Source organism: Terrisphaera buseokensis, from assembly GCF_047521145.2.
GTDB lineage: Bacteria > Verrucomicrobiota > Verrucomicrobiia > Opitutales > Opitutaceae > ER46.
The window spans coordinates 917,383-930,965 of record NZ_CM134186.1 but is presented as its reverse complement, the minus strand read 5'-3'; the positions used below and the strand labels follow the sequence as shown (position 1 = coordinate 930,965).

The 13,583-nt window shown below is 66.4% G+C and carries 10 protein-coding genes; 5 read left to right on the top strand and 5 right to left on the bottom strand.

Annotation, left to right across the window (positions count from 1 at the left end; genetic code table 11):
- Nucleotides 1-215 precede the first annotated feature (215 nt).
- Nucleotides 216-3,452, top strand: a complete 3,237-nt coding sequence (locus ACLJEU_RS03425; protein ID WP_414660973.1) for a PVC-type heme-binding CxxCH protein — start codon at nucleotides 216-218, stop codon at nucleotides 3,450-3,452.
- Nucleotides 3,453-3,750: 298 nt separating this feature from the next.
- On the opposite strand, the gene ACLJEU_RS03420 is transcribed toward ACLJEU_RS03425, so the two are convergent.
- Nucleotides 3,751-5,184 (bottom strand): sulfatase family protein, encoded by a 1,434-nt coding sequence (locus tag ACLJEU_RS03420; RefSeq protein WP_414660974.1) that lies wholly within the window; start codon nucleotides 5,182-5,184, stop codon nucleotides 3,751-3,753.
- 96 nt (nucleotides 5,185-5,280) lie between these two features.
- Nucleotides 5,281-8,400 carry a carboxypeptidase regulatory-like domain-containing protein gene (locus ACLJEU_RS03415; RefSeq protein WP_414660975.1) on the bottom strand — a complete coding sequence of 1,040 codons (3,120 nt, stop codon included), beginning with the start codon at nucleotides 8,398-8,400 and terminating at the stop codon, nucleotides 5,281-5,283.
- A 309-nt stretch (nucleotides 8,401-8,709) separates the two neighbouring features.
- Here ACLJEU_RS03415 and ACLJEU_RS03410 point away from each other — a divergent pair, with 309 nt between their 5' ends.
- Together ACLJEU_RS03410 and ACLJEU_RS03405 are read left to right on the top strand one after the other, a co-directional pair.
- Nucleotides 8,710-9,639, top strand: a complete 930-nt coding sequence (locus ACLJEU_RS03410) for a PIG-L deacetylase family protein (RefSeq protein WP_414660976.1) — start codon at nucleotides 8,710-8,712, stop codon at nucleotides 9,637-9,639.
- A 67-nt stretch (nucleotides 9,640-9,706) separates the two neighbouring features.
- Nucleotides 9,707-9,955 carry a hypothetical protein gene (locus ACLJEU_RS03405; protein ID WP_414660977.1) on the top strand — a complete coding sequence of 83 codons (249 nt, stop codon included), beginning with the start codon at nucleotides 9,707-9,709 and terminating at the stop codon, nucleotides 9,953-9,955.
- Between the two features lie 52 nt (nucleotides 9,956-10,007).
- Here the strand turns inward: ACLJEU_RS03405 and ACLJEU_RS03400 are convergent, their stop codons facing one another.
- The gene (locus ACLJEU_RS03400) at nucleotides 10,008-10,937 is read right to left on the bottom strand and encodes an alpha/beta hydrolase fold domain-containing protein (protein WP_414660978.1); all 930 of its coding nucleotides are present in this window, start codon (nucleotides 10,935-10,937) and stop codon (nucleotides 10,008-10,010) included.
- 141 nt (nucleotides 10,938-11,078) lie between these two features.
- Here ACLJEU_RS03400 and ACLJEU_RS03395 point away from each other — a divergent pair, with 141 nt between their 5' ends.
- Nucleotides 11,079-11,573 (top strand): DUF456 domain-containing protein, encoded by a 495-nt coding sequence (locus ACLJEU_RS03395; RefSeq protein ID WP_414660979.1) that lies wholly within the window; start codon nucleotides 11,079-11,081, stop codon nucleotides 11,571-11,573.
- Nucleotides 11,574-11,581: 8 nt separating this feature from the next.
- On the opposite strand, the gene ACLJEU_RS03390 is transcribed toward ACLJEU_RS03395, so the two are convergent.
- Complete coding sequence (locus tag ACLJEU_RS03390; RefSeq protein ID WP_414660980.1) at nucleotides 11,582-11,812, bottom strand: hypothetical protein; 231 nt, start codon at nucleotides 11,810-11,812, stop codon at nucleotides 11,582-11,584.
- A gap of 162 nt (nucleotides 11,813-11,974) precedes the next feature.
- Here ACLJEU_RS03390 and ACLJEU_RS03385 point away from each other — a divergent pair, with 162 nt between their 5' ends.
- The gene (locus ACLJEU_RS03385) at nucleotides 11,975-12,430 is read left to right on the top strand and encodes a hypothetical protein (RefSeq protein WP_414660981.1); all 456 of its coding nucleotides are present in this window, start codon (nucleotides 11,975-11,977) and stop codon (nucleotides 12,428-12,430) included.
- Nucleotides 12,431-12,483: 53 nt separating this feature from the next.
- Here ACLJEU_RS03385 and rlmN read toward each other — a convergent pair whose 3' ends face one another.
- Nucleotides 12,484-13,536: a 23S rRNA (adenine(2503)-C(2))-methyltransferase RlmN gene (gene rlmN / locus ACLJEU_RS03380; RefSeq protein WP_414660982.1), complete on the bottom strand. Its 1,053-nt coding sequence runs from the start codon at nucleotides 13,534-13,536 to the stop codon at nucleotides 12,484-12,486.
- Between the last annotated feature and the right edge of the window lie 47 nt (nucleotides 13,537-13,583).

Below are 13,583 nucleotides of genomic sequence, written 5' to 3'. Positions count from 1 at the left end.
TCAGAGCCCGGCCGACCCGACGCAAGTGAAACGGGGCGGCGTGGGAACGAAGCGACGTTTTCCAACGGCGGCTTGGCGCAGGATTGCGTGCCGCCGCGATCGCACCTATGCGATACGACGTCTTCTGCGTCACTCCCGTTTCCCAGGCGACCCGGCCACTCGCTGGCGCTCGTAGCTACGAACGCCAGCGAGTGGTCGGGTCGGCCCCAGGTCCCATGAAACTCTCCGGCTCCCCTCTTTTCATTGCCCTCGGTCTCACGGCACTCGCTGGGATGGGCTGTTCGCGGAAGTCGCCCGCGGCGGCGGCCTCCACCCGGGAGACGAGCGCTCCCTCGTCCGCCGTCGCGGCGGCGGCACCCGTCCGCACGGCCTCGTTCAAGTTCGCCACACAGACGCTCACCGTGCCCGAGGGCTTCACCGTCGAGCTCGTCGCAGCGCCGCCGCTGGTCAACCGCCCGATCTCGATCGCGTTCGACGAACAGGGCCGGCTCTACGCCACGGATTCCTCCGGCCTGAGCGAACGCGCGCCCAAGCAGTTCGAGGAGAAACCGCACCGCGTCGTGCGCCTCGAGGACCGTGACGGCGACGGCCGCTTCGAACACTCCACGGTGTTTGCCGAGCGCATGATGTTTCCGCAGGGCGCGCTGTTCTACGAAGGCTCGCTCTATGTCGCCGCGCCGCCGCACATCTGGAAACTCACCGACACCAACGGCGACGGCGTGGCCGACCAGCGCGAGGCGTGGTACGACGGCAAGACGCTCACCGGCTGCGCGAACGATCTGCACGGTCCTTATCTCGGGCCCGAAGGCTGGTTCTACTGGACGAAGGGCGCGTTCGCCGAACAGCGGCACACGCTCGGCAACGGCAAGGCCTTCGTGACGCGCGCAGCGCACATCTTTCGATCGCGGCCGGACGGCACCGGACTCGAGCCCGTGCTCACCGGCGGCATGGACAATCCCGTGGGCGTCGCGTTTTCGTCGACCGGCGAACGGTTTCTCAGCGGGACATTTTTCCAGCTTCCCGCCGCGGGCAAACGCGACGGCCTGATCCACGCGATCTATGGCGGCGTGTACGGCAAGGAGAACGCCGCGTCCGCGGGCCATCCGCGCACCGGCGATCTGATGCCGATGATGACCCACATGGGCGCCGCCGCACCCTGCGGTTCGACGACCTACCGTTCGAACGGCTTCGGCGCCGACTACGCGGAGAACCTGTTCGTCTGTTACTTCAACCTGCGAAAAGTGTCCCGCCACCAGCTCACGCCCGCCGGCGCCACGTTCACCACGCGCGACACGGACTTCGTGACTTCGGACAGCGCGGACTTCCGGCCCACGGACGTGCTCGAGGACGCCGACGGCAGCCTGCTCGTGGTGGACACCGGTGGCTGGTACAAGATCTGTTGCCCCACGTCACAGCTGGCGAAGCCCGACGTGCTGGGCGGCATCTACCGTATCCGAAAAACCGGTGCACCGAAGCCCGCCGATCCACGCGGGCTCGCCATCGCCTGGACCACCGCCCCGACCGCCGATCTCGCCAGCGTCCTGGCCGACGACCGGTTGTACGTCCGCGAACAGGCCCAGCACCGGCTCGGGCAAAAGGGCGTGGCGGCAGTTCCCGCGTTGGCCTCCGTGCTCGGCACCTCGCCCTCGCCGCTCGCCCGGCGCAACGCCGTGTGGACGCTCGCGCGCATCGCCGATCCTGCCGCGCGCGCCGCCGTCCGCACCGCGCTACGCGACCGCGACGCCTCCGTCGTTCACACCGCGCTGCAGGCCGTGAGCCTCACGCGCGACGGCGAAGCCCTGCCCGCGCTGACAGAGTTGGTCGCGGGCCCGGATGCCGCGCCAGCTCGGCTCGCCGCCGAGGCGCTGGGCCGCATCGGCGATCCGCGCGCGATCGCGGCGTTACTGGCGGCGACGCGCCGGTGGCCCGAAGCCAAAGACCTAAGCCAGGGCTCACCCGCCGACCCGGCGGACCGCACCCTCGAGCACGCCGTCATTCACGCCCTGATCGAAATCGGCCGGCCCGACGACCTGCGCGCCGTGCTCACGGCCACCGAGCAACCGCGCACGATCCGCGCGGCGTTGGTGGCACTCGATCAGATGGAGGGCGGCGGGTTGCAGCCCGCGGACGTCATCGGCTCACTCGACGCCGCCACTCCGGTGGTGAGGCAAACCGCGGCGTGGATCGTCAGCCACCATCCCGAGTGGGGCGGCACACTCGCCGGTTTTTTCCGCAGGCAACTCGCCTCGCTGCCGCGCCCCGACGCCGTGCGTGACGGGCTGCGGAAGCAACTTGCCGAGCTCGCCAGCTCACCGGCCATTCAGGAACTGATCGCCTCCGTCGTCAGCGAGGCCGAGTTCAGCCACGACGCGCGGCTGCTGGCGTTGCGCACGATGGCCGCTTCCAGCTTGAAGGAAACACCCGCCGCGTGGTGGACCGCGCTCGCGGGCGTCCTCGGCAAAAGCGACGTCACGCTCAATCGCGCCGCCGTCGCGGCCGCCCGCGTGTTGCCGGCAGCCAAGGGCGGTCACGCAGCGTTGTCGGCCGCGCTGGTCCAGACCGGACGCGATGCGCGCGTCCCGGCCGACGTGCGCCTCGACGCCCTCGCCGCCGCCACGCCCTCGGCGCTCGCGCCCGTCGAGCCCGCGCTCTTCGACTTTCTCTGCGCTCACCTCGACAGCCGTGAGCCGATGCTCGTGCGCACCACGGCGGCCGGCGTGCTCGCGAAAGCGCCACTGACTCCGGCACAGCAACTCGCGTTGACCGACAGCGTGCAACGCGCCGGCGCGCTCGAGACGCCGAAGCTGCTGCCCGCCTTCGAACGCGCGCCGAATGAAGCGCTCGGCCTCAAGCTCGTCGCGGCGTTGCAACACTCGCCCGGATTGACGGGCGTGCGCGCCAGCGCCCTGCAGCCGCTGCTCGCGAAGTATCCCGCGACCGTGCAGAACGCCGGCGCCGCGTTGCTCACGCGGCTCAACGCCGATGGCGCGATGCAGAACGCTCGCGTCGACTCCCTGCTCGCGTCAATCGCGACGGGCGATGTCCGTCGTGGCCAGGCCGTGTTCAACAGCGGCAAGACCGCGTGCTCGCTGTGTCACGTGATCGGCTACGGCGGCGGCCGCTTCGGCCCGGACCTCACGAGCATCGGCCGCATCCGCAACGAGCGCGAACTCCTCGAGGCGATCGTGTATCCGAGCGCGACGTTTGTCCGCGGCTACGACCCGTTGGTGGTCACGCTGAAGAACGGCGTCACGCACAGCGGGATCATGAAGAAGGACGCCGCGGATGAAGTCGTGCTGACGACCGGACCGGATACCGAGACGCGCCTCGCACGGTCGGACATCGCCGACCTCCAGCCCGGTCCGGTATCGCCCATGCCGCCCGGCATGGACGCCGTGCTCACACCCCAGGAGCTCATGGATCTCGTCGTGTTCCTGAAGTCACGCCAGTAACCCGGGAGCGCGGGCAGTCGTTCGGCGGAGCGCAGGGACGGCGCCGTGGCCACGAGCGTGAGCGAGGGAAAGGATCCGCGCGAGGGGACGGGCGCGCGTGAGCAAACGGACGGGGGTGAGTGAGCGGACCGCGGCCCCCTCGCTTATGCCAATCGCCCTTTGCGCCTAAACCTCATGATCAATCGTGGCTACGAGCGCCAGCGAGTGGCCGAACCAACACTCGCTGGCGCTCGTAGCCACCGCTCAAGTCCAAAGGCAACGGACGATTGAGATTACGCTCGTGGCGCTATCGGGAGCGTCAGCCTTTCTTCTTCTTTTTCGCCGCAGGTTGGTATTCGGGCCGCGCTTGGAGCTGGCTCAGGTACGGCTGATATTCTGGCGCGGTGGTCCAATCCCGGGACGCCGGCTCGGTCGGCGAGACTTTGCCCTCGGGGTAATCCTTGCCGGCGACGCTGGCGTTGACCGACTCGTTCCAGGCGAGGAGCGCCGTCTGCAGGCGGGCCGCGACGTCGGGCTTGGCCGCGGCGAGATCCTTCGTCTCACCCGGGTCAGCCTCGACGTCGTAGAGTTCGAACACACCCTTCGCGAGGTTTTGCGTCAGCAGCTTGTAGCGGTTGTCGACGAGCGCGGCGCGACCCTGATGGCGGAACGGCAACGGCTTGGCGCGTTCGCCCGTTTCTACCGCGAAGAGCGGCGTAAGGCTGGTGCCGTCGACCGGCGTGAGCAGAACCGACGACGGCAGGCCGGTGACGGCGGCGAGCGTCGGAAAAATATCCACCGTGCCCGCGGGGTAACGAGTGATCCGCGGCTGCTTGATCGCCGCCGGCCACTCGATGATCGCCGGCACACGGAGGCCGCCCTCGTAAACGGTGTTCTTGAAACCGCGCAGATTGCCCACGGTGCCTGGCTTGATTTCCGGCAGGCCACCGTTGTCGGAGCAGAACCACACGAGCGTATTTTCAGCGAGGCCAAGACGGCGCAGGCCGGCCCGCAGCGCGCCGATGCTGCGATCCATCGCGACGAGTTCGCCGTAGTGGTGCTGCGAATTAATCTCCAGGGCGCCAAACGACTTCCGATCCTCGTCAGAAGCCAGCATGGGCGCGTGCGGCGAGCCGTACCAGATGACCGAGAGCATCGGCCGGCCCGAATCGCGGTTGCGTTCAAGAAACTTCAACGCCTCCGCGACGATGATCTCCGACGAATCCCCCTTGAACGCCTCGAACTTTCCCTGGCGGCTCAGCAGCGGATCGCGGTCGAAGAAATTCGTCACCGACAGCCACTCATCGAACCCGAACGCACCGGGGTTGTGATCGTCGGTGGCGAGAACCGGCGCGCCGACGCCGCGGTAACCGTTGAGATGCCATTTGCCGAAATGTGCCGTGCGGTAGCCGGCGTCGCGCAACGCCCGCACGACCGTCTTTTCCTGCAGGCGGAGGGCGAAACCGTGGTTCTCGACGCCGCAGCGGTCGTTGGAGCGTCCGGTCATCACGGTGGAGCGGGTCGGGGAACAGTTGGGCGCACCCGCGTAAAACCGATCGAAACGCAGGCCGCTCTTCGCCATCGCATCGAGATGCGGTGTCTGCAGGACGGGGTGACCGTTGTATCCGGTTTCCCCCCACCCCATGTCGTCGGCCATCACCAGAACGATGTGCGGACGCGTGAGGTTTTCCGCCGCAAACGCGATGACCGGCAGCGCGACGAAGCCAACGAGAAGAAGTCGAATGAGATTCATGAACGGGACAAAGGTTTGGATTCCACGGGAGCCGCGGTGGTTTTCGTTACGAGGAGCGGGGTGAGGGCACTCCGCCTACAGAAACGTCAGGACGAGTTAAAAGGTGCCTTTGAGGCCAAGGGTCCAGAGTGAAGCGTAGTCGATGCGCTGGCGGAAGCGGGCGACGGCGGGCGTGCTCGGGCCGTAGATTTTGATGTCCTCGGTGGCGTCGCCGATATTCCGGAAATTATAGAACAGCGCGATCCGCTTCGTGAGCGTGATCTCGCCGACGACGTCGACGTAGAGGCGTTTGGACGTCCAGTTGAACGTGCTCGGCTCGATGCCGACGCCGGAGACGAGGTTGTTGCGCGAGGTGCCGCGATAGTTCCAGTTCACGCGGACATTATACTGCGGTCGGGTGAGGCTGATGCCCCAGCTGCCGCTGCGCGGAATGAAGCCGGCGAAGGAAACGGTGTCGTCGCCCGTGACGCGTTGCGCGCTGGCATTGGCGAACACCTGGACGCCCCGCGCCCACGTCGGCAGGAAGGTCAACGCCTGCTTGTAATTGAAATCCATGCCCTCGGTGCGGACCGTTCCCTGGACGTTATGCTGCGTCGACACCTCGTAACCGCCGTAGGTCGTGGCATCCAGGCTGTACAGCGAGAGGAACTCGGGCGTGGGTGCGAAGACCGTCGCCCCGAAGAAATTCTCGATCTGACGCCGGAAGGCACCGACCGAGATCTGGCCCACGCCCTCGAAGTAACGCTCGAGGCGCAGGTTCACGGTGCGCGCGCTCCACGCCTTGATGCCGGCGTTGTTCACCGTGATCCGGTTGCCCGGGCCCGGCGGGTTGCCCGTATCCGGCAAGGTGATGCCGCCGGAGTACTGGATGAAGTTGGGCCGGCCGACCGAATGGTAATACGCGGCCCGCGCGATCAGATTTTCCTGCACGTTGTAGCTGGCGTTCAGGCTCGGAAAGTAGCGCAGGTACTCCTTCTCGGTGCGCGCGCCGCGATCGATGTAGGTGAGCTGGGAAACGCCGAGGGCATTCGTCGTCGGTACAATCAGCACCGGTGTACCGTTGGCATTGCGCAGGAACTCGCCGTTGCTGCCGCGCTGGTAATTGCGGGTGGGATCGCTCAGTGCGCCCTGGCCCTCGGCGTTGGTCTGCTCGGCGCGCACGCCACCGACGAGCTTGAGCCGGTTTTTCAGCAGACTGACGTCGCCGCGGATATACAACGAGGAGATGATTTCTTCGGAGTGACGCGAGGCGGCGACCTGGTTGCGGTAGGTGGTGTTGGCGTTCTCGGTGAAGTGCGTGGGGTTCGCCACGAAGTACTCGTACACCTTGCGGTTGCTCACGGTGTCGAGCCGCGGAAACCCGAAAGGCAGGATGCGCTGGGAATAGATGGGATCGAAAAACGGGAGCGGACTGTCGTCGTTGCCCACCGGCGTCGTGCTCGTCCGGCCATCGCGGCCGACGAAGTTATAGGTGCCCGTGCCACCGCGATTGTCGCGGATGGTCTGCCGCACATCGAAGCCGCCCTTCAGCGTAAACGGAATCCGGGTGTAGAAACTCCGGCGCAGGCTGCCGTACGCGGTCTTCTGCCGATCAATGTTGGTGTCCACCTGCGTCGTCGCCGACACCATCGAGTAGGTGGAGAGTGCAAACGGATCGATCGCCGCCCCAGTCGGGCCGTCCCGCACGGTAATCTCAGTGGGACGAAGATAAAAGTTGTCTCGGAACGCGATCGTCGTGTTCGAGCGCTGGATGAGGACATTGCGGAAATAGCCCTGCTCCGTATCCGGATTGCCATCATCCTGCAGCGAGTAACCCAGGCCGGCGTCAGCCTTCCACACCGGGCCGTCGTGCCGCCAGACGAGCGTCGGCATGCGCGTCCGGTTGAACCGATTTCGCTCCTGATGCGACGACTGCAGGATGCCGGCACCGGCGGTGCCCTGGGTCGACGTGGTGGTGAAGTTTCCCGGCAGGACGGCGCCGACGTTGTAGTTCACCGTCGAGACGATGTACTGGCCGTCGAAGGACGAATACTGGAAGCCGAGCGTCACGCGATCGTGCGGCGTGAACTTGTAGTCAATGCTGGCGCCGACCGAGCGACGCGTCGTGACCTTCGGGGCGTCCTGCACCTGGTAGCCCGAGAGGTAGGGGTTGCCCGGGGTGATGTGCGGAAACGTCGTGCCGTTGGTCACGGACTGCACCCCGCGCCAGACATTCTGGCTGTTGTCCTGCGGCGAGTAGTTGCTCGAGGTGCCGGCGGACAGCGTGTACCCAAATTTCTTATTCACCGGCGCCACATAGGAGAAATCGAAACCCGGATGCACGTTGCGCGTCGCGCTCGGCTTCGGTCCCGGCACCTTTTTGAAATCGCGCGCGTTGTCGCGCATGATCACGTACACGCTGGTGTTGAGCAGCGGCTTCACGCGCTCGAATGAACTCCGCGGCACCATGTTCACCGAACCGGCGAGCGCCGAACCCTGCGACTCCGGCGTCGGCGAATACGAGACCTCGATGCGCGACAGGTTGTTGATCGAAATCATGTCGGACGCCACCGAGCGACCGCTGGCGTTGCCCGGGGCCGAGGCGATCCCGAAGCCATCCAGCGTCACCGGCACATTGTCGGACGGCACGCCGTTGATCGAGATGTCGCGCGCGTTGCCGCCGGTGTAGTCGATGGTGACGCCCGGAAGAAACTTCAGGAACTCCGCGGCGTTGCCCTCGGAGACGTTGCCGAATTCCTCGGTGGAAAGGACGTTCTTGATGTTCGACGAGAAGCGCTGCTCGTTGATCGCAAAGGCCGCGGCGTCCATCTCGCGCGAGGTCGCCACCTTGAACTCCTGGAGCTGCACCACACCGCCGTCGGGCTTGCTGCCGGGCACGCCGACCGAAATTTCATGCTGCGTGCTCTGGCCGGCCGCGACGGCCACCGTGGTCGTCTGCGGCGGCATGCCGGTGAAAAACACGGTGACCCGCGCCGTGCCGGCCGGGACATTCGTGAGCTGATACGATCCGTCGGAAGCCGTGAACGCCTGCAGCGTGGTGCCCTCGACCGTGATGCGCGCGCCCTCGAGATACTCGCCATTGCGGGCGTTGAGCACGCGGCCCTCGAGGGAGCCGCCCGCCGTGGTTTGGGCGACAGTCACGGAAACCGAAAGCGCCAGGGCGGCAGCAAGGAGCCAACGCGGAAGAACCAAAGCAATGAAACGGGCAGCGTTCATGGGGCGAGGGGTGGGCGCACCGGGGTCGGTCGACGTCCGGCAGGCGGGGTTGCAGGGTGCGCCTCGAAACTGCCGCGAGGTTCGCCGGACATGCAAGCCCGGGGCGAAGAAAAGTGCCAGCGTAGCCGCGGGAGCGCGGGAGTGCAGGCGGATCGTCTGCGTCATTTCGATGCTGACGATGATCGGAGTAGATCACGACCGGAGCGGACGAGGGCGTCCGCGGTCCCAGGGAAGACTGAATCAACCGTTTTCCCGTGGCATCCCGGCGCGACCTCGACTAGCTCTCGCAGCGTTTCGATTCTCCCCCTCATGACCCCTCGACTCCCCTCGCTTCTCGCCCGGCTCGCGTTTGCCGCCGGTTCGCTCCTCGCCCTCTCCGCTCACGCCGCAATTCCCGGCGTCACGATGCCACCGAACGACGGCAAGCTCCGGATCATCGCGTTCGGCGCGCACCCCGATGACTGCGAGCTCCAGGTCGGCGGCACCGCCGCGCGCTGGGCGAGCCAAGGTCATCACGTGCTGCTGGTGTCGGTGACGAATGGCGACATCGGCCACTGGCGCGAAGCCGGCGGTCCGCTCGCGCGCCGGCGGAAGATCGAGGTCGACGAAGCGCATCGCATCCTCGGCATTCAGGGCGTCGTGCTCGACAATCACGATGGCGAGCTGGAGCCGACGCTGGAAAACCGCCGCTCCCTCACGCGGTTGATCCGCGAGTGGAATGCGGACCTCGTCCTCGGGCCGCGGACGAACGACTACCACCCCGATCACCGCTACACCGGCGTGCTGGTGCAGGATGCGGCGTTCATGGTGACGGTGCCGTTCTTCTGTCCGGACGTGCCGGCGATGACGAAAAATCCGGTCTTCATGTACTACACGGATCGTTTCATGAAGCCCGCGCCGTCGAAGCCCGACATCGTGATCTCCATTGATGCCGTGATTGAAAGGAAACTCGATGCGCTCGGCGTGATGATTTCGCAGTTCGCCGAGGGCGGCGCCAACGGATCCGCCGACCTGTATCCGGCCGACCCAGCCGGCCAGAAACAGCGCCAGCGTCAGGTCCGGGAAAACTTCTCCCGCCGCTACCAGGCCATCGCCGCCCGTTTCCAAAAGGAACTGGCGCAATGGTATCCGGGCGAGGCCGCGCAGGGCGTGAAGCACGCGGAGGCGTTCGAACTCTGTGAATATGGCAGCCAGCCGGACAAGGCGGGACTGCGACGGCTGTTTCCGTTTTTCAACTGATTGCAGGGCGGCCTTGCGAACCCGCCATTCGGTGCAACTTTTCGGGTGCCCCCCGGGTCATCCTTTCATGCGCATTTTCCGGATTCTGCTCACCGGCCTGATCGCCGCCATCGCCCTGATGGTCGGGTTGTTCGTCGCGGCGATCGGACTCATCGCGCTGGCGTTCAGCCGGCTGCTGGGGCGGCCACGCCCGCAGCCGTCGCCGTCACCGCGCGCGAGCGCCGGGGGTTCGCGCGCCCGCGCGATGCCGGTGGACAGTGGCGACGTGATTGACGTCACCGCCACCGAAGTGCCCGCGGACTCCGTGCGGCGGTAACCACGCGGAGCCTTCATGGCCCCGCGAGATTCACACGCGAGCGGGCGGGTGATCAGCGAGCGGCGGGCGCAAGCACCCGATCGAGGAACGCCCGCACCCGGACGTCGACTTCGGGATCGCGGAAGCCGCCGTGGCCGCCGCCCTTCACCACGTAGAGACTCGCGTCGACGCCCGCGGCCTTCAGCGCGACGAGGAAGGTCTCGCTCTGCGCCAGCGGCACGAGCGGATCGGCGTCGCCATGCACGATGAGCATCGGCGCATCATCCTTGCTTACGTAGGTGATGGGACTCGCGCGGCGCGCCTGCGCCTTGTTTTCCTGCAATGCGCCGCCGATCAGTTTCGCTTCGGGTGAATCGGGCGCGTCGTGATTGATCCGGCTGTTCGCCGCGCTTTGCGCACCCATGGTCAGGAGGTCAGCGGGACCGAAGAAATCCACGACCGCCTGTACGCGGCTCGAGACGCCGGCATTCTCGCCGCGATCAAATTCCTTCACGTCGCCCGTGACCCCGAGCAGCGCGACGAGATGTCCGCCCGCTGAGCTGCCCCAGACGCCGATGCGATCGGGATCGAAACCGTGTTCGCGGGCGTGCGTGCGCAGCCAGCGGATCGCCGCCTTGCAGTCCTCCAGCTGCGCGGGAAACACCGCGTGCGAACTCAGTCGGTAATTGATGCTCGCCACCGCATAACCGCGCGTGAGCAGGGACTGCGCAGGCGTGCGATCCTTGCTGCCATTCTGCCAGCCGCCGCCGTGAATCCACACGACCAGCGGGAGGTTTTTCCCACCGGCCGGCAGGTAGAGGTCGAGTTGCTGCCGCTCGTGTCCATTTTTCACATACGGCACATCGCGCAGCACCCGCACGCCGGGCGGCAGCGGAAGCGCGGCAGCCTTGGCTTTGGCAGGATTCGGGGCGGACTCGGCCGCGAGGAGCGGGCCGGACACGAGGGCGACGCCACACCAGGCCAAGGCGGAGAGGATGCGCATGACGGACTACTTGGAGCGCGCGCCCGCAAGGGCAATCTTTGAGTCGACGCACCGACACCGCGGCCAGGAGCGCCTGGAGCATGCGTTCTGCCCGCCTTGAGAAACCAGCAACTTCGGAGCACGCTGACGTGTTCTCTCCGCATGCTCGAAATCACCACGTGGACCCTCAGTCTGGCGCTCATGCTGATCGGCGTGGCGGGCGTGGTCGTGCCGTTGCTGCCGGGTACCACCCTCATCCTCGTGGCGGCGATCCTCCATAAGCTCCTCCTGCCAGCGGATCTTTCGTGGCTGGCCATCGGGTTGATCGCGGTGTTCTGGGCGGCCTCGATCGTGGCGGACATCGGCGGCGTGATGGTGGGCACGCGCTGGTTTGGCGGCAGCAAATGGGGCATGGCCGGCGCCAGCGGTGGCGCACTGGTCGGCGTCTTTTTTTCGCTGCCCGCCCTCGTGCTCGGCACGGTCTTCGGTGCGATTCTCGCGGAAAAACTGCTCGCGAACAAAACCGACGCCGAGGCCCTCAAGTCCGGCGTCGGTGCCGCCGCGGGATTCGTCATTTCCACGATCGCCCGCCTCGCCTGCGCGTTCGTGATGATCGCGCTCTTCCTGATTGCGACGCTCTCCGGCGTCCGCGCCTGAAATCCGGTTCAGGCCGGGGTGATCTTCACCACGGGAATGTGCGCGGCGCGGCGCAGGACCTCGGCCTTGGTAACCTTGAGCCGGCCAGCCAGCGTGGCGAGCTGCACGAAATCAGGCTGGGAAAAGACCGAGTGACGCTCGCTGCCGTCCCGATCCGTCCAGATGACGTGGTTGGGCTTCTGCCGCGCCGATTTCACCACGTCGCGCAGGAACACCAGTTCGGTTTCGGAAAAGTCCATGATGCGGATGAGTTGGGCCGGCCGGCGGCCAAGGTCAAGGTGCGCCGAAAGTTGGGTCCGGCGGCGAACCGTTCCTGCGAACAGCGGTCCATTGCAGTTCTGTCGACGCCAGCCGGACTCCCCGCCGGCCCGTCGTTCCGGTTCAACCCTCCTCATCCACCTATGAAAACCAATCCGTTCCGTTCCCTCACCCTTCCCGCCGTCGTCATGGCGGGCTTCATCACCCTCGGCGCCGGCTGCAACAAGCAGGAGCGCACCGACGTCGGCGCCAAAGCGGAAAGCGCCATGGTCGACGCCAAGGCCGCGATGGCCAAGTCCTGGGACAACGTCAAAGCGTACACCTACGAGAAGCGCGCCGAGTTCACATCCGCCAGCAAGGCGATGACGTCCGAACTCGAGGCCAAGGCGAGCAAGCTGCGCGCCGACTACTCCGAGGCGAAAGCCAGCGCCAGCCGCAAGGCCGCGATGGCGGAAATGAAAAACGCCGAGGCCGACTACAAGCAGAAGCTCGATGCCTTGGGCAGCGCCACCGCCGACACGTGGGACGCCGCCAAGAACAACGTAATCGCTGCATGGGATCGCTTTGAAGCCGCGGCGCGCAAGGCGACCACGGACTGATTGAGTTGTAACGCTCGACCCGCACGGCGCTGCTTCGGCAGCGCCGTTTCCATTTACCCGGTGGCCGCGCGACGTCGCAGTTGGCCGCACGCGGCATCGATGTCCTTGCCGCGCGATCGCCGAAAGTGCGCGACCACACCCTGCTCCCGCAGGATCGCGGCAAACGCATCGCCGACGTCATCGCTCGATCGTTCGTAACTGAGTCCGCGCAGGCTCAGGCCGGTCGGATTGTAACGCAGCAGATTCACGTGCATGCGCCGACCCGTGAGCAGCGCCGCAAGCTGACGAGCCTGCGCCGGCGAATCGTTCACGTCCTTGAGCAGGCAATACTGAATCGTCACCGGCCGCCCGCGCGATGCCTGGAAGCGATCCGCCGCCGCGAGAATGTCCGCCACGGCGAACCGTTTGCCCATCGGCAGCAATTGCGCGCGCGTGGCGTCGTCCGGCGCGTGCAGCGACACCGCCAGATGAAATCCGAGCCCGGTCGCGGTCAGCGCATCGATCCCCGGCACAATGCCCACCGTGGACACCGTGATCTGCCGCCAGCCGAGGCCGCCGAGACGATTGTCGGCCATGCGTTCAACCGCCGCCAGCACGGCGTCGAGATTGAGCAGCGGCTCGCCCATGCCCATGAACACGACGGTCTGGAGCCGGCGGCCCGCCGCGATCGCTTCGCGCCGCAGCGCGAGGAATTGTCCGATGATTTCACCGGAGGTGAGATTGCGTTCGAACCCCGTCTTCGTCGTCGCGCAAAAATCGCAGCCCATCGCGCAGCCGACCTGAGACGACACGCAGCCGGCCGCACGATCCGCGCGAAAATCCGGCATGAGCACGGTCTCGACCGTGCGGGCGTCCGCCAGCCTCAACAACAACTTCGTCGTGCCATCGTCCGCCACCTGCCGCATGACGGGTGCGAGCGCGCTCGACGGCAATTCTTCCCGCAGACGCTCCAGCAAACCGACGGGCAGCGGCAGACCCGAAGCTACAAGTTCACCACCGAGCGCGTAGAACTCCCGCAGCACGCGCGCGGCGTGCACCGGCTTGAAGCCCCAGCCCGCGAGCAGGTGCTCGAAGTCGGTCAGGGTGTATTCCGTGAGGGCTCGCATCAGGCGTCACGACACACGGTTTCGGGCGATTGCCAAGACCGGCGCGC